Annotated in this window: 15 protein-coding genes and 2 tRNA genes; 14 read left to right on the plus strand and 3 right to left on the minus strand. The window is 67.1% G+C overall.

Going from position 1 to position 15,659, the window contains the following annotated elements; all coding sequences use genetic code 11:
- The first annotated feature begins 49 nt into the window (after nucleotides 1-49).
- From AC1MCA_RS15710 to AC1MCA_RS15740, 7 genes are all read left to right on the plus strand, one after another.
- A complete protein-coding gene (locus tag AC1MCA_RS15710) occupies nucleotides 50-706 on the plus strand; it encodes an MOSC domain-containing protein (RefSeq protein WP_479799005.1) in 657 nt (218 codons plus the stop codon).
- 405 nt (nucleotides 707-1,111) lie between these two features.
- Nucleotides 1,112-3,385: a DEAD/DEAH box helicase gene (locus tag AC1MCA_RS15715; RefSeq protein WP_479799006.1), complete on the plus strand. Its 2,274-nt coding sequence runs from the start codon at nucleotides 1,112-1,114 to the stop codon at nucleotides 3,383-3,385.
- 203 nt (nucleotides 3,386-3,588) lie between these two features.
- Entirely contained in the window at nucleotides 3,589-4,140 is a 552-nt protein-coding gene (locus AC1MCA_RS15720; protein ID WP_479799007.1) for a LysM peptidoglycan-binding domain-containing protein, read from the plus strand.
- Between the two features lie 119 nt (nucleotides 4,141-4,259).
- Nucleotides 4,260-4,331 (plus strand) — tRNA-Thr (locus AC1MCA_RS15725).
- Nucleotides 4,332-4,392: 61 nt separating this feature from the next.
- Nucleotides 4,393-4,466: transfer RNA gene (locus tag AC1MCA_RS15730), tRNA-Met, on the plus strand.
- Between the two features lie 111 nt (nucleotides 4,467-4,577).
- Nucleotides 4,578-5,135, plus strand: a complete 558-nt coding sequence (locus AC1MCA_RS15735) for a dihydrofolate reductase family protein (RefSeq protein WP_479799009.1) — start codon at nucleotides 4,578-4,580, stop codon at nucleotides 5,133-5,135.
- A gap of 64 nt (nucleotides 5,136-5,199) precedes the next feature.
- Nucleotides 5,200-5,856, plus strand: a complete 657-nt coding sequence (locus AC1MCA_RS15740; RefSeq protein ID WP_479799010.1) for an SDR family oxidoreductase — start codon at nucleotides 5,200-5,202, stop codon at nucleotides 5,854-5,856.
- A 12-nt stretch (nucleotides 5,857-5,868) separates the two neighbouring features.
- On the opposite strand, the gene AC1MCA_RS15745 is transcribed toward AC1MCA_RS15740, so the two are convergent.
- Nucleotides 5,869-7,035, minus strand: coding sequence for an ROK family protein (locus AC1MCA_RS15745; RefSeq protein ID WP_479799012.1), 1,167 nt, complete (start codon nucleotides 7,033-7,035; stop codon nucleotides 5,869-5,871).
- Between the two features lie 127 nt (nucleotides 7,036-7,162).
- On the opposite strand from AC1MCA_RS15745, the gene AC1MCA_RS15750 reads away from it, so the two are divergent.
- The 4 genes from AC1MCA_RS15750 (at nucleotide 7,163) to AC1MCA_RS15765 (ending at nucleotide 11,270) form a co-directional block, all read left to right on the plus strand.
- On the plus strand, nucleotides 7,163-8,881 hold the full coding sequence (locus AC1MCA_RS15750) for a glycoside hydrolase family 13 protein (RefSeq protein WP_479799013.1): 1,719 nt from the start codon (nucleotides 7,163-7,165) through the stop codon (nucleotides 8,879-8,881).
- An 87-nt stretch (nucleotides 8,882-8,968) separates the two neighbouring features.
- Nucleotides 8,969-9,937: an aldo/keto reductase gene (locus AC1MCA_RS15755; protein WP_479799015.1), complete on the plus strand. Its 969-nt coding sequence runs from the start codon at nucleotides 8,969-8,971 to the stop codon at nucleotides 9,935-9,937.
- 92 nt (nucleotides 9,938-10,029) lie between these two features.
- Entirely contained in the window at nucleotides 10,030-10,893 is an 864-nt protein-coding gene (locus AC1MCA_RS15760) for an HpcH/HpaI aldolase/citrate lyase family protein (RefSeq protein WP_479799017.1), read from the plus strand.
- A 152-nt stretch (nucleotides 10,894-11,045) separates the two neighbouring features.
- Nucleotides 11,046-11,270, plus strand: coding sequence for a DUF3188 domain-containing protein (locus AC1MCA_RS15765; protein WP_479799019.1), 225 nt, complete (start codon nucleotides 11,046-11,048; stop codon nucleotides 11,268-11,270).
- On the opposite strand, the gene AC1MCA_RS15770 is transcribed toward AC1MCA_RS15765, so the two are convergent.
- Nucleotides 11,260-12,939: a SulP family inorganic anion transporter gene (locus AC1MCA_RS15770; RefSeq protein WP_479799021.1), complete on the minus strand. Its 1,680-nt coding sequence runs from the start codon at nucleotides 12,937-12,939 to the stop codon at nucleotides 11,260-11,262. The genes AC1MCA_RS15765 and AC1MCA_RS15770 overlap by 11 nt on opposite strands.
- Nucleotides 12,936-13,316: an ArsR/SmtB family transcription factor gene (locus AC1MCA_RS15775; protein WP_479799023.1), complete on the minus strand. Its 381-nt coding sequence runs from the start codon at nucleotides 13,314-13,316 to the stop codon at nucleotides 12,936-12,938. The genes AC1MCA_RS15770 and AC1MCA_RS15775 overlap by 4 nt, the downstream gene beginning before the upstream one ends.
- A 112-nt stretch (nucleotides 13,317-13,428) precedes the next feature.
- Between AC1MCA_RS15775 and AC1MCA_RS15780 the strand changes: the two genes are divergently transcribed.
- From AC1MCA_RS15780 to AC1MCA_RS15790, 3 genes are read left to right on the plus strand one after another with little or no spacing between them, the layout of a single operon-like run.
- Complete coding sequence (locus AC1MCA_RS15780; protein WP_479799025.1) at nucleotides 13,429-13,896, plus strand: FAS1-like dehydratase domain-containing protein; 468 nt, start codon at nucleotides 13,429-13,431, stop codon at nucleotides 13,894-13,896.
- A 2-nt stretch (nucleotides 13,897-13,898) separates the two neighbouring features.
- Nucleotides 13,899-14,336, plus strand: a complete 438-nt coding sequence (locus AC1MCA_RS15785; RefSeq protein ID WP_479799026.1) for a MaoC family dehydratase — start codon at nucleotides 13,899-13,901, stop codon at nucleotides 14,334-14,336.
- A 14-nt stretch (nucleotides 14,337-14,350) separates the two neighbouring features.
- On the plus strand, nucleotides 14,351-15,652 hold the full coding sequence (locus tag AC1MCA_RS15790; RefSeq protein WP_479799028.1) for an MFS transporter: 1,302 nt from the start codon (nucleotides 14,351-14,353) through the stop codon (nucleotides 15,650-15,652).
- Nucleotides 15,653-15,659 lie beyond the last annotated feature (7 nt).

Here is a 15,659-nt window from a genome sequence, read left to right on the forward strand (position 1 = left end):
CACCCGGCATCACAGGCCGAACGTCCCCTGGGGAACCTACACTGGAGCCATGGAAACCGCATCAGTACTCGCCGTCTGCCGCGTCCACCAGCTTCTCCCCGACGAAAGCAGCGTGGGGGTTACCGCCATCGACAAGCGGCCGGTGGAAGGCCCCGTCAAGGTCCACAAGCTGGGCCTCCGTGGCGATATCCAGGCGAACAGGGTCCATCATGGCGGGCTGGATCAGGCCCTCTACGCGTACTCGCAGGAGGACGCCGACTACTGGGCGGAAGAGCTTCAGCGGGACCTTCCGCCGGGGGTCTTTGGCGAAAACCTCAGGGTCTCCGGCATCGAAACCACCGGGGCAGTGATCGGGGAGCGCTGGAAGATCGGGCTGGACGTGGAAGTGGAAGTCACGTCGCCGCGCACGCCCTGCGCCACTTTCCAGCGGCGGTTCAAGGAGCCCCGGTTCGTCAAACGGTTTACCGAAGCCGGACGCGTGGGAGCCTACCTGCGGGTGACCCGGACCGGCACCATCCAGGCCGGCGATCATATCCACCGGCTGTACGTCCCCACGCATGGCATTACCATCGGCAAGTGGTTCAGCGATCCGGACCCTGACTCTATGGAAGCGCTCCGGGATGCCGACGCCGACGGGGAGATCCGCCTGCAGCAGCCGGAATACAACCAGAAGTTCGAGTCGCTGTTGCGGCAGCTGGCCCGGTAGCCGCTGCCCGGATGGGGCCGGACGGGGAGCCGTGTGAGCAAGCCCACCGCCGCCGTCGTGCCTTCAATTACCTGGAAGGCGGATCCATACCTTACACTTGAAACATCCCCCACTCCGGAAATCCCTTATTCCTGCCCAATTTTTGAGGCAGGACTGGCAAGTGTTGGGGCCCGCTATTGCGATGCGGGCATTTTCATAGGGAGAGCCGGCTAAAGAAAACGCTGTACAGACTGCTGGGATAGCAGCCAAGAGATGCAGCGTGAAGTCCTGCCACGGGATTGCGAAAGCGCCGGACTTCTAAATGACCGGCCGGTCAATGTTTGCCCGGCACCCACGGCACAGTAATGCGGCTCCGCTCACCTCGGGTAGTGCCGCCTGGCCCCCTATGGATGAGGAAATTTCCCTATGCCCGAAAACCAAAATGACTCCGTCGAGACCGAAAACACCGTGACCGACGTCGAGACCGCACCCGCTGCAGTCTTCATCGAAGCACCGCAGGCAGACGCCCCCCAGGCAGACGTCCAGCAGGACGAAGCACCGCAGGCAGACGCCCCCCAGGCAGACGTCCAGCAGGACGAAGCCCCGCAGGCCGAGGCCATCAAGGCCGAAGAAGCTCCCCAGGCTGAAGCCCCCCGCACCGAAGAAGCACGCACGGAAGAAGCCCCCCAGGCTGACCCCACCAGCGGAGAGGCCGGCACTGAAGCTGACGGCATCCGCTTCGCCGATCTCGGCATTGACGGCCGCGTCCTCGCAGCACTGCAGGATGTCGGCTACGAAAAGCCTTCCCCCATCCAGGCCGCAACCATCCCGTTGCTGCTTGAAGGCCGCGACGTCGTGGGCCTCGCCCAGACGGGTACCGGTAAGACTGCAGCATTCGCAGTACCGGCACTGTCCCGCCTGGCCGAGCTCCACGACCTCAACGGCCCGTCCCGCAAGACCCAGGCCCTGGTCCTGGCACCGACCCGCGAGCTCGCGCTCCAGGTTGCCGAGGCCTTCACCTCCTACGCCAAGCACATCGATGACTTCACGGTCCTCCCCGTCTACGGCGGTTCCGCTTACGGCCCCCAGCTCGCCGGCCTGCGCCGCGGTGCCCAGGTTGTTGTGGGTACCCCCGGCCGTGTGATCGACCACATCTCCAAGGGTTCCCTGGACCTGTCCGAACTCCAGTACCTGGTGCTGGACGAGGCCGACGAAATGCTGCGCATGGGCTTCGCCGAAGACGTGGAGCAGATCTTCCAGCAGACTCCGTCGGACCGCCAGGTTGCCCTGTTCTCCGCCACCATGCCGAGCCAGATCCGCCGGATGTCCAAGCAGTACCTGAACAACCCGGCCGAGATCTCGGTCAAGTCCAAGACCACCACCGGCGCCAACACCCGCCAGCGGTACCTGCAGGTCATGGGCCCGCACAAGCTGGACGCGCTGACCCGCATCCTCGAGGTTGAAGAGTTCGACGGCGTTATCGCCTTCGTGCGCACCAAAATGGCTACCGAGGACCTGGCTGACAAGCTGAAGGCGCGGGGCTTCCAGGCTGCCGCCATCAACGGCGACATCCCGCAGCAGCAGCGCGAGCGGACCGTCGAGGCGCTGAAGGAAGGCCGCATCGACATCCTCGTGGCCACCGACGTCGCGGCCCGCGGCCTTGACGTCGAGCGCATCAGCCACGTGATCAACTACGACATCCCGCACGACACCGAGTCCTACGTGCACCGCATCGGCCGTACCGGCCGTGCAGGCCGCAGTGGTGACGCTGTGCTGTTCATGACCCCGCGGGAGAAGTACCTGCTGCGTTCCATCGAGAAGGCAACCCGCCAGCCGGTGGAGCAGATGCACCTGCCGACGGCCGAGACGGTCAACACGTTGCGCCTGGGCAAGTTCGCCGAGCGCATCACCGAGACCCTCGAGTCCGAGGACGTTGCCGCGTTCCGCGACCTCATCTCCTCCTACGAGGAAGAGCACAACGTGCCGGCCTCGGAGATCGCTGCTGCACTGGCCGTCATGGCACAGGGCGGACAGCCGCTGCTGGTCAAGGAACTGCCTGCAGCTCCCGAGTTCCAGAAGCGCGAGCGCTCCAAGGACGGCTTCGGCTCACGCGGCCCCACCCGCACGCTCACCGAGGGCAACGCCACCTACCGGATCGCCGTCGGACGCCGCCAGCGCGTTATGCCGGGTTCCATCGTTGGCGCCATTGCCAACGAAGGCGGCATCTCCTCGGCCCAGATCGGCGGCATCGACATCCGCTCGGACCACTCCCTCGTGGAGCTTCCGGCGGACCTGAGCCCCGAGCAGCTGCGCGCACTGTCCCGCACCCGGATCGGCGGCGAACTGATCCACCTCGAGCTGGACAACGGCCGCAAGCCCTCCGGCGGCGGCGAGCGTGGCGGATACCAGGGCAACCGTGGCGGCGGCGACCGCGGCGGTTACTCCGGTGGAGACCGCGGCGGCAACTTCAAGGGCAACGGCGGGTTCAAGAAGGAATTCCGCAAGTCCGACGGCGAGCGCAGCTCAGCTGACCGCGGCGGCCGCTCGTACAGCGACCGTTCAGAGCGCTCCGTTGGCACCGACAGCGGCGCAAACCGCGGCCAGGCCAGCGACTCCCGCTTCGGCGGCCACGGCGACGGCTCACGCAAGCCCCGCACCGAGGGCGGCCAGGGCGGTTTCAACCGCAAGGGCAAGTGGTAACCGTCAGCTAGCCTGACAAATTCCCCCTGTGGGCCGGCTTTCGAGCCGGCCCACAGGCATTTAACGCCCGACGGCGTGCTGCCGCGGCGGGTCCGGTCCTTGGCAGCGGATGCTTCCACCCATACGATCGAGGGGCTACCGACCGCGTAGCTGCGGATCGACCCGACCTGGCTGCGGCCCGGCTCTGTCGGTCGCAAAGCCTCATGAAAGGCAACACTGTGGGATTCCTGGACGATCTGAAGAAGAACCTCGGGCTTGGGGACAAGAACGGGGCGAAGGATGCGCCGCAGGCAGGCGGGGGCGTGGAGGCCGGAGCCGGCACCACCCAGGCAACTCCTGCCGGCACAGCCACCCCAGAGGTGAGCCAGGACCAGGCGGCAGCGGACCGGGCTGCAGCGGACCAAACAGCGGCTGATCAGGCCGCCGCGGACGCTGCAGCCGCCAAGCAGGCCGCCGCGGACCGGGCAGCGTCTGACCAGGCTGCCGTAGACGCTGCAGCCGCCAACCAGGCCGCCGCTGACGCGTCAGCCGCCCAGCAGGCAGGCGACGCGCAGGCTGCAGTTGCAGCCGCAGCTGCGGCACCGCCCGCTCCCGCCCCGGCGGCGGTTTCGGAGGTCGTGGTTGAGGCCGGGGATACCCTGGGCGGGATCGCCGTGCAGTTCGGCGTGGACCTGGACGCCCTGATCGCGGCCAACGCGGACACCGTCCCGAATCCGGACCTGATTTACCCCGGACAGGTGCTGCGCCTGCCGTAGTTTTCAACCCCGGATTGAGGCCATAAAAAGGGCGCCGATGCAACTGTTTCGGCGCCCTTTGACCGGCCCTGATGCCGATTTGTTGGTGGCGAAATCTTCCGGTAGAGTATTTACTCGTTGCCCCCCTAGCTCAGTGGTAGAGCGCGTTCTTGGTAAGAACGAGGTCACCGGATCGATTCCGGTGGGGGGCTCTGGATGAGGGCCTGTGTCAAGGCGGTTTTTGACCGGCTTGCGCAGGTTTTTCTCATTCGTGGCGGTGTAGCTCAGTTGGTTAGAGCGCACGACTCATAATCGTGAGGTCGGGAGATCGAGCCTCCCCACCGCTACAGAGCAGGACCCCGAAGGCCAATGCCTCCGGGGTCCTTTTGCATACCCCGGATCTTCCGGCCCGCACAGACGCCTATCCAACCCGGATCCCGCCGGGGCAGAATGTGCGCATGGGCAAGCTCACATACCACCTCTCCGCTTCGCTGGACGGGTACATCGCGGACCGGGACGGCAATTTCGATTTCAGCCAGCCGGATGAGGAAGTCCATGCCTTCGTCAACGACCTCCAACGAGACGTAGGCACGTACCTTTTTGGCCGCAACATGTACGAGGTCATGTCGGTCTGGGAAACCTGGGACACCTCGGCGGAGCCTGCTGTAGTGCAGGATTTTGCGCGGATCTGGCACGGAGCAGACAAGGTGGTGTACTCCACAACGCTTGCTGCCGCCTCCACCGCCCGCACCAGGATCGAGAAGACTTTCGATCCTGAGGCAGTCCGGAAGCTGAAGGCCGGAACCGAGAGCGGTCTTGGAATCGGCGGTCCCATCCTGGCCTCCGCTGCCCTGCAGGCGGGGCTGGTGGACGAATGCAGTCTCTTCGTCTGCCCGTACGTGGTGGGCGGCGGCCGGAAGTACCTTCCCGATGGCCTGAACCTCAGGCTTCAACTCCTTCAGGAACATACCTTCGGCAGCGGCACGGTGTACCTCCGCTACCGCGTGCTGCCCTGAGCCCGGCGTCCCCCGGGCGGCGCGGTCCGGCCTTCCGGGGTCCGGCAGGTGCAGAATGGGGGACATGACCCGCATCGTAATCATCGGCGGCCACGGCAAAGTGGCCCTTCACCTGTCCGCCCTGCTCACCGGGGAAGGCCACAGCGTCACCTCGATCATCCGCAACCCGGACCATGCCGGCGACGTCGCGGCAACCGGCGCGACGCCGTCGGTCCTGGACATTGAAAACTCGACGACGGCGGAAATCGCCGGTGCGCTCAGCGGACATGACGCGGTGGTCTGGTCCGCCGGCGCCGGCGGCGGCAACCCGGAGAGGACGTATGCGGTGGACCGCGACGCCGCGATCCGGTCGATGGACGCGGCGGCGGAGGCCGGCGTCGGGCGTTATGTCATGGTCTCCTACCTGGGCGCCGGTCCGGACCATGGGGTGCCGGCGGACAACAGCTTCTTCGCCTATGCACAGGCCAAAGCGGCGGCGGACGAGTACCTGCGCGGCACGGACCTGGCGTGGACCATCCTGGGGCCGGGCGCCCTGACGGACCGGCCCGGGACCGGGCTCATCGAGGTGGATCCCCTGCGGGAGGGCGGCCAGGAAACGTCCCGCAGCAATACTGCCAGTGTTGCTGCGGCGGTGCTTGACCTGCCCGAGACCGCCGGTAGGACCATCGAATTCCGCGACGGCACCCTGCCCATCGCTGCGGCGCTGCAGCCCCGGGCCTGAGCGCGGCCGGCCCTACGCCCCCGCCGGAAGTTCCAGGTCGAGGGCATGCGCCTCCACGTAGTCCAGCGCATGCCGGACCGCCCCCACCGTCACGATCGAATCGCCCAGCGGCGAGGCCGTGACCCGGGGGACCGTGGCGGTGAAGCGGGGCAGCCGCTCCATGATGCCCGGCAGCAGCATCCCCGCTGAATGGGCTACGGCGCCGCCGAGCACCACCTGCTCGGGGTTGGCCATAATGGCCACTGAGGCGATCACCCGTGCCACGCGCTCTGCCAGCCTGTCCATGACCACGACGGCGGCGGGGTCACCGGCTGCCGCGGCCGCGAACACCTCCCGGGCTTCGACCGTGGGCGGTTCCCCGGGCCGGGCAAACCACTCGCGGGCAAGGTAGGCGATGCCATCGGCGCTGCCCACGCCCTCGATCATGTCCAGGTAGCCCATCTCGCCTGCGGCCCCGCTGTGTCCGTGCAGCAGCCGGCCCGACTCGATAATGCCGGCGCCCATCCGCTCGCTGGCCAGGATGACCACCAGGTCATTGACGCCTACGCCTGATCCCCGCCACCGTTCACCCAAAGCGGCCAGGTTGGCGTCGTTTTCCAGCAGTACTTGCCAGCCATGCCGCTCGGCAAGGGCCGTGCGGAGCCCGACGTCGAACTTCCGCCAGAACTGCTTTGTCAGCAGGACGTTGCCGTCCCGGTCCACGGGTGCTGCCAGGCCCGCTGTTACCGCCAGGACAGCAGCCGGACCGGTCCCTGCCTCAGCCAATGCCTCGCCACACGCCTCGTTCACCACCTCGATCCGCTCGCGGGCCGGAATTTCAGCGCTGCGGAAGGAGCGGCTCGCCTTGCCCACAATGGTTCCGCGAAGGTCCGCCACCACCGCAGTGGTGGTGGCGGCGCCGATGTCGATGCCCACAACGAAGCCCGCCCGGGGGTTCAGTTCGAAGCGCCGGGCGGGCCGGCCCTTCAGTGAGCCGGTTTCGCGGCCGGAGTCCAGCTCGCTGATCCACCCGCGGCGCAGCAGGTCTTCGCACACGGCAATGACGGAGGCCCTGGTCAGGCCCGTGGCTGCCATCAGGTCGGTGCCGGTGGCTACCCCGGTGCTCCGCAGGAAGGCCAAGGCAGCGTGGGCATTGACCCGGCGCATCATCTGGGGCGTGGCCGCTCCGCCTGCTTTCATGTGATCTTGACCTTCCGATACCCGGGACCGATAATTGATGGTGAGTATATTTAGATTCTATCTAAATTGCTTCCCTTGAGCGTAACCACCATCAAATAACGACGGCCGAGACCTCCGAAGGATTCCCTTGCCCAACACCGCCACGCTGGCAACCCTGTCCGATTCAGACCGCATGAGCGATCCCAACTGGTGGCGCCAGGCCGCCGTGTACCAGATCTATCCGCGCAGCTTCTCCGACTCGAACGGCGATGGCATCGGTGACATCAAGGGCATCACGGCCAGGGTCCCGTACCTGAAGGAACTGGGGATCGACGCCGTCTGGCTGAGCCCGTTCTACCCCTCGGCCCTCGCCGACGGCGGCTACGATGTGGACGATTACCGCGATGTGGACCCCAAGCTCGGCACGCTGGCGGACTTCGACGAAATGGCCGCAGCCCTTCACCAGGCCGGGATCAAGCTCATCGCCGACATCGTGCCCAACCACTCCTCCAACCGGCACGAATGGTTCAAGGAGGCCCTCGCGTCGCCGAAGGGCTCCGCTGCCCGCGACCGCTACATCTTCCGCGACGGCAAGGGCCCCAACGGCGAGTTCCCGCCCTCGGACTGGGATTCAGTCTTTGGCGGGCCGGCCTGGGAGCGCATCACCGAGCCTGACGGCACCCCGGGCCAGTGGTACATGCACATCTTCGCCAAGGAGCAGCCGGACCTGAACTGGTCCAACCGGGAAGTCCGCGACGACTTCCTCAGGACCCTGCGCTTCTGGTCTGACCGCGGCGTGGACGGCTTCCGCGTGGACGTGGCCCATGCCCTCACCAAAGACCTCACCGAGCCCCTGCTGTCCAAGCTGGAACTGAGCGCCGCCAACACCGGTGTGGACGGTTTCGACGACGGCACGCACCCTTTCTGGGACCGCGACGAGGTGCACGAGATCTACACCGAGTGGCGCGAGGTCTTCAACGAATACAACCCGCCGCGCACCGCCGTGGCCGAGGCCTGGGTCCACGCCACGCGGCGCGCCCGCTACGCCAGCCCTGAAGGGCTGGGGCAGGCGTTCAACTTCGACCTCCTCCAGGCCGATTTCGACGCCGAGGAATTCCGCGAAATCATCACCCGCAACCTCGCCGAAGCGGCAGCCACCGGCGCTTCCTCCACGTGGGTCTTCTCCAACCACGACGTCGTCCGGCACGCCACGCGCTACGGCCTGCCGCAGTTCCCCAAGGACAAGACCAAGGCCCATGACAAAGGCCAGGACGGCAAGGACTGGCTGCTGGCCGGCGGCCCACAGGAGGAGCTGGATGTGGAGCTCGGTGAGCGCCGGGCCCGCGCAGCCAGCCTGCTGATGCTCGCGCTCCCCGGTTCCGCCTACCTTTACCAGGGCGAGGAGCTGGGCCTGCAGGAGGTGGCTGACATTGCCGACGCCGACCGCCAGGATCCCACCTACTTCCGGAACAGGGGCGTTGAGGTGGGCCGGGACGGCTGCCGCGTCCCGCTGCCGTGGAACGTCGAAGGCACGTCCTTCGGCTTCGGCGATGGCGGCGCCCACCTGCCGCAGCCGGACTGGTTCGCCAAGTACGCCGTCGAGGCCGAGGACGGCACCGAAGGATCCACCCTGGAGCTGTACCGGAAGGCCCTGAAGCTGCGCCGGGAACTCCAGGCCGATGAGGAACTGACCTGGATCCCCACGGCCAACTCAAAGGTCCTGCATTTCGGCCGTCCCGGTGGCTGGCAGTCAGTGACCAACTTCGGTGACCTCGCCGTCGAACTGCCCGCAGGGACCGTACTGGTCAGCAGCGCCCCGCTGGAAGACGGCAAGCTGGCCGCCAACAGCACTGCCTGGCTGCGCTGACATCCCTGACATTCCGAACACAGATGGCGGGGCCCGGCCGGGTCCCGCCACCTGTCCGTCTGCCGCCGCCCATGAAAGAGTGAAGCAATGACTGAACACACCGCTCCATCGTCCGCGCAGGAGCTCATCTACGGCTGCATGGGCCTGGGCGGCAGCTGGTCCGACGAGCCGCACGGCACCGACCATGTGGACGAGGCTGCGGCGGCCATCGAGGCCGCGCTGGACGCGGGCATCACACTGTTTGATCACGCCGACATCTACCGCAAAGGCAAGTCCGAGGCCGTGTTCGGGGAGGTGCTGGCGGCTACGCCGGGCCTGCGCGAGCGCATCCGGCTGCAGACAAAGTGCGGGATCCGGCTGGGCGAGAAGGGGATCCCTGGGCACTATGACCTGAGCCGGGACGCCATCCTGGAGCGCGTCGGTGGCAGCCTGGCGAGGCTGCGGACGGACTTCGTGGACGTGCTCCTCCTGCACCGCCCCGATCCGCTGACTGACCTCGCAGAGGTGGCGGACGCCGTCGGGCAGCTGCTGGCCGAGGGCAAGGTACGTGCGTTCGGCGTGTCCAACATGTCCGGGGCGCAGATCCAGGCGCTGCAGGACCGGCTGGAGGTACCCCTCGTGGCGAACCAGCTGGAGATGAGCCTGCTCAAGCGGGCCTGGCTGGAAAGCCAGGTCCTGGTGAACCACGCAGAGTCGCTGGACTACAGTTTCCCCCACGGAACACTCGAATACTGCGCCCGGAACGGCGTCACACTGCAGGCCTACGGTGCGCTGGCACGGGGACTTTACACCGGTGCCGCGCCGGAAGATCCGACGTCGGCCGAGACCGCCGCGGCAACGCTGGTGGCGGAGCTGGCCGGGAAGTACGAAACGTCCGGCGAAGCGGTGCTGCTGGGTTGGCTGATGAAGCACCCGGCGAAGATTGCGCCCGTGATCGGGACGGTCAATCCGGCCCGGATCAGGGCCTGCGCGGATGCCGGCCGGGTAGCTGCGGCCCTGACCCGGTCCGAATGGTACGGGCTGTGGATCGCCGCCCGGGGGACCAACATCCCCTGATCCGTGACGCCGCACGCCCGTATTGTTCGTATTGGTCATGTGATGGCGCTACCACTTAGCGCTGGCGGTGCCATGCCGGATACGGTAGAAGCATGACGTCAACCATCGCCACCGAGACCGTACGGCCGGAACGCAATATCCCAGCAGAAATCGCCCGTTCATGGCTCCTGGTGAACGCAATGAAAACAGAACTGTTCGACCAGTCCGCCAGCTCGCGCGCGGATTCGATCATCCTTGATATCGAAGACGCAGTGGACCCGTCCCAGAAGGACCAGGCCCGCGGACACGTCATCGACTGGCTGAGCGGCGGCGGCAAGGCCTGGGTCCGCATCAACGATGCCACCAGCCCGTTCTGGGCCGACGACCTCGCCGGACTGCGTGGAACCCCCGGCCTGCTCGGGGTCATGCTCGCCAAAACCGAGTCCGCTGACCAGGTGACCGAAAGCTTCCACCGCATGGACGGCAAAACGCCTGTTATCCCGCTGGTGGAATCCGCCGTCGGCATCGAGGAAGCCAACAACATCGCCAAGGCGCAGGGCGCGTTCCGCCTCGCCTTCGGCTCCGGTGACTTCCGCCGCGACACCGGCATGGCCGCCACCGCCGAGGCCATGGCCTACCCGCGCGCCAAGCTCGTGGTCGCCAGCCGGGTCGGCAACCTGCCCGGCCCCATCGACGGCCCCACCGTGGGCACCAACCACCCCATCCTGCGCGAGCAGACCGGCATCACCGTCATGATGGGCATGACCGGAAAGCTTTGCCTGGCGATCGACCAGACCCCGGTGATCAACGAGGTCATCAGCCCCACGCCGTCCGACGTCGCCTGGGCTACCGACTTCATGGCCGACTTCGAGGCCAACGGCCGTGTTATCCGCGACGGCTCCGACCTCCCGCGCCTGGGCCGTGCCGAGAAGATTATGAAGCTTGCAGTGGCCTTCGGAGTCCAGCCCGCCCTGTAACGCCCTGTAACCCCCTCCAAGCAACACCCCTCCAAGCAACGCGGGGTCACTCCACGCCCGATAACGCCGTCGGATCGGGCGTGGAGTGACCCCGCGTTGCCGTTGCGGGGCGCGCAGTCTACTGAAGCTGCGGCGCTCGGTAGACTGTCACGGTGCTCAAAGAATTCTGGGAGTCTGCGCCCACCTCGTACAAAGTCCTGGTCTTCAGTGCCATGGCGCTGATCGGCGTCGGGCTGATCCTGAACATTGTGGGCAACACCAGCAACAACCGGGATCTGGCCGTCGCCTCCCTGGCCGTCATCGGGTTGGGCCTGGTCCTGCACATCGTGGGCATGGTGGTCCGCGGCCAGGCGATCCGGAAAAACCTCAGGCGCTAGCCGCCGCGGCGGCGTTCCTGCCCACATGGCTGCGGGCATGCTCCACGGCCGCCGGAAGATCGTCGAACAGGTGCTTGTGGTGGCGGAGCGAGCGGATCACGCCAACGTTGGTCACCAACTGCAGGTGATCCGGCCGGACTCCCTTCAGGAGGACCGTGATGCCGCGCAGCTCCAGGGCGGAGATGACCTCCACGAGGGCATGGGCGCCGGTGGCGTCCAGCATCCGGAGCTGGGAGAGCCTGATAATGGCCACCTGGATGTCCCGCACCTGGCTGATCTCCTGGAGGATGCGTTCAGCGGCGCCGAAGAACATGGCGCCGTCCAGCCGGAACACGGCAATATGCTCATCGCCTTCGGCCCGTGGCCCGGAAATGTCCTCGCGCTGGACACTGCTCAGCGAAGCAAACTTGCGCAGCGTGAACAGCGCGGCCGCTGCGAGCCCGATCTGGATCGCGACGATCAGATCGAAAGCCACCGTAATGAGTGCCGTGAGGATGAAAACCACCGCATCCGGCCGCGTGGACCGCAGGATCGCCGCGACCGTCCGCCGGGACACCATGCGGGTCGCGGTCACCATCAGCACACCTCCCAGGGCGGCCAGCGGAATCTGACCTACCAGCCCGGCGGCCAGATAGACGATGCCCAGGAGCACCACCGCATGCACCACCGCGGAAAGGCGGGTCCTGGCACCTGAGCGCACATTCACGGCAGTCCTGGCAATGGCTCCGGTGGCCGGCATGCCGCCAAACAAACCGGCAGCGATCGAGGCCAGGCCCTGGCCGGTGAGTTCGCGGTCAGGGCTGTAGGCCCCGCTGGGGGTTCCGTCCGGGCCTGCCATGCCGCCTGCCACGCGGGCCGACAGCAGCGATTCGATGGCCGCGAGCGCTGCAATCGCGACGGCGGGCATCGCCAGGGCGCCCAGTGAAGCAATGTCCATCACCGGCAGCGCGGGGGAGGGCAGGGAATGCGGCAGCGCGCCGATCCGGGGAACGTCCAGCCCCAGAAGTTCGGCGGCCACAGCCGCCAGGATGACAGCGAGCAGGCTGGCCGGCAGTGCCCGGAAGAATTTCTGGACCATCACCATCACGACGGCGACGCCCGCCACGAGTGCCAGCGTCAGCATGACGGTAGGGGACTCGGCCCGGGACGCTGCTTCGATGGCCGCCAGCAGAGTGTTGTGGCCGGGCGTCCCGGCCGTGCCGGTGGCCAATGGAACCTGCTGGAGGAAAATGATGGCGGCAATGCCGAGGGTGAAGCCTTCCACCACCGGCCACGGGATGAAGGCCACCGCCTTGCCCAGCCCGCTGATGCCCAGGACGCAGACCATGAGCCCGGCCATCAGCGAAACCAGGGCCACGCTGCCCGTCCCGTGCACCGCCACCACGGGAGCCAGCACCACCACCATGGCGCCGGTGGGTCCCGAGACCTGGACATGCGAGCCGCCCATCACCGCAGCCACCAGCCCGGCCACGATCGCGGTGATCAGGCCGGCCTCGGCGCCCACCCCCGAGCTGACCCCGAATGCGAGAGCCAGCGGCAGTGCCACGATGCCCACCGTGATCCCGGCCAGCAGGTCTGACCGCCAGGACTGCCGGAGTCCGGCGTAGTCCGCCCGGGAGGGCAGGAACCGGGCGAGCGCCGTGGAACCGGACCGCAGGGCCGTGCTCACGAGGCTGACTCCGCCGGAAGGTGCCCGGCAGGCAGTTCCTGCGCGAGCCTGAGTTGTTCGTTCGAATCAGCAAGGCTGTCGAGCAGGAAGGCGCGGGCGATGGAAAGCAGTTTCGAAATCCCAGGGTGCGCCAGTCGGTAGGTCACGGCGTTGGCCGTCCGCACCGACGTCACTACTTTGTGCTTGCGCAGGGTGGCGAGGTGCTGTGAAAGGTGGGAGGCCTCAAGCCCGGTTTCGGTGAGCAGGTAGCTGACAGGAGCTGTGTTCTCCGGGGCCGCAGCCAGCAGCTCCAGGATCCTGATCCGGGCCGGGTGCGCCAGTGCTTTGAACAGGTTGGCCTTGATCTCGTACAGCGGGGCCTGGGCGGGGGACAACATGGCGTGCGCTCCTTTGCGGCATCTCTCAAGGTCACTTGATGGAATGATGAATCCATCATATCAGGGCGACACAAGGCCCCCCGGCGGCAGCCCTAAGGATAGGCTTGGAGTCATGACTATCAATCCGGATCTGCAGGGCCGCAGCTACCCTGCCGCAGAGGTGTACGACGTCGGCCGCGAAAAAATCCGCGAGTTCGCCCGCGCGGTCAAGGCCACCCACCCCGCCCACTTCGACGTCGAGGCCGCCAAGACCCTGGGCCACCGGGACCTTGTTGCGCCGCCCACCTTCGCCATCATCATTGCCCAGCGCGCCGACGCCCAGCTGATCGAGGATCCGGAAGCCGGGATCGACTTCTCCCGGGTGGTCCACGCGGACCAGCGCTTCATCCACCACCGCCCTATCATCGCCGGCGACCGGCTCGTCGCCGAACTCCACGTTGACGGCGTCCGCGCCATGGGAGGCGGGGCCATGATCACCACCCGCGCCGAAATCTTCGCCGTATCCGACGGCAGCAACGAAAGCCGTGAACCGGTCACCACCACCACCTCATCCATCCTGGTCCGCGGAGAGGGACAGTAACCATGAGCCCCACTTTCAACGAACTCACGGCCGGCCAGGACATCGGCAGCCGCACCATCGAGGTCACCCGCACGGACCTGGTCAAGTACGCCGGTGCCTCCGGGGACTTCAACCCCATCCACTGGAACGAAGCCTTCGCCACCGGAGTCGGACTGCCCGGCGTCATCGCCCACGGCATGTTCACCATGGGTGCTGCCGTGCAACTGGTGAGCGACTGGGCAGGCGATCCCGCCGCCGTCGTCGATTTCCAGACGCGTTTCACCAAGCCCGTTCCGGTGACGGACACCACCGGCTCCCCGGAACCCGGGGCAACCATCGAGGTCAGCGGCGCCATTGGAAAGCTCGACGCCGATGCCGGCACCGCACGCATCGACCTCACCGTCGTCTCGGCGGGCCAGAAAGTGCTGATGAAGGCCCAGGCCGTCGTCAGGGTGTCCTGAACCGCGGCGAGTCCTTGACCACCCCGGCAGCGACTGCTGCCGAGGTCACACGCTGGCGCAACGCCGTCGTGGTGGCCTATGGCGCCAGCGGAGTGGCCTTCGCCTCCTGGGTGTCACGGCTGCCGGCCATCCGCGACGGCCTGGACCTCACTCCCGGCAACGTCGGGCTGCTTCTGCTGTGCATGACGCTGGGTTCATTCCTGTCCGTATCCGCCTCCGGGCTGATTGTGCTGCGGCTGGGCTCCAAGCTGACCATCCGGACCGGCAGCCTCATGGTGGGCGCCGGGCTGGCCATCACCGGCTTCGGTACGTCGGTGCTGGCCAATCCCGTGGCTGTAGCCGCGGGCCTGGCAGTCATCGGCCTCGGCACGGCCAGCTGGAACACCGCGTCCAACGTTGAAGGCGCGGCCGTCGAACGGGCCGTGGGCCGGCACATCATGCCGCGTCTCCACGGGGCCTTCAGCCTGGGCACCGTGGCGGGCGCAGGGCTGGGCGCGTGGGCGGCGGCAGCATCGCTTCCGGTGTTCTGGCACCTTACGGCGGCGGGCGCCGTGGTTGCGGTTTCGGTGACGACGGCGGCAGCATGGTTCCGCGCCGACATCACCCCGGTAGCCGGCGAACGCACTTACGTTCCGGACAACTTCGAGGACCCGTCCACGGGCCCCATCGCCATCATCACCCCGGGCACCCGGCCGCTGGAAGGCTCCGATGTTCCGCCCGTCCCGCTGGACAACAAACGCAAGATCGCCGAGGCCTGGCGGGACCGGCGCACGCTCCTGCTCGGGGTGATGGTGCTGGGACTTGCCCTCGCAGAAGGGGCTGCCGGCGATTGGGTAGCGCTGGCCCTTGCCGACGGGCATGGCCAGACGGACGCTGCCGGGGCCGCCGGCTATGGATTGTTCGTGACCTTCATGACCATCGGCCGGTTCGCCGGGACGCTGGTGCTCGACCGGTTCGGCCGGGTCCCGGTGATGCGCTGGTGTGCGGCGCTGGCCGTGTTCGGGCTAGGCCTGTTTGTGTTTGCCCCGGTGCCCTGGCTCGCGTACGTGGCCCTGGCCATCTGGGGACTGGGTGCCTCCCTGGGTTTCCCGGTGGGGATGTCAGCCGCGGCTGACGAGCCCGCCAAAGCAGCGGCCCGGGTCTCCGTGGTCTCCACCATCGGATACGGGGCGTTCCTGTGCGGACCGCCGCTGCTGGGCCTGCTGGCTGAACACGTGGGCATCCTGCACTCCCTGCTGTCCGTGATGGTGATGCTGGTGGTCAGTTTCCTGCTGTCGCCGGTGGCCCGCAAAGTTCCGCCGACGCCACTGCGTTAAGCTGGAA

The sequence above is a fragment of the Arthrobacter sp. BK1 genome (genome assembly GCF_056680055.1).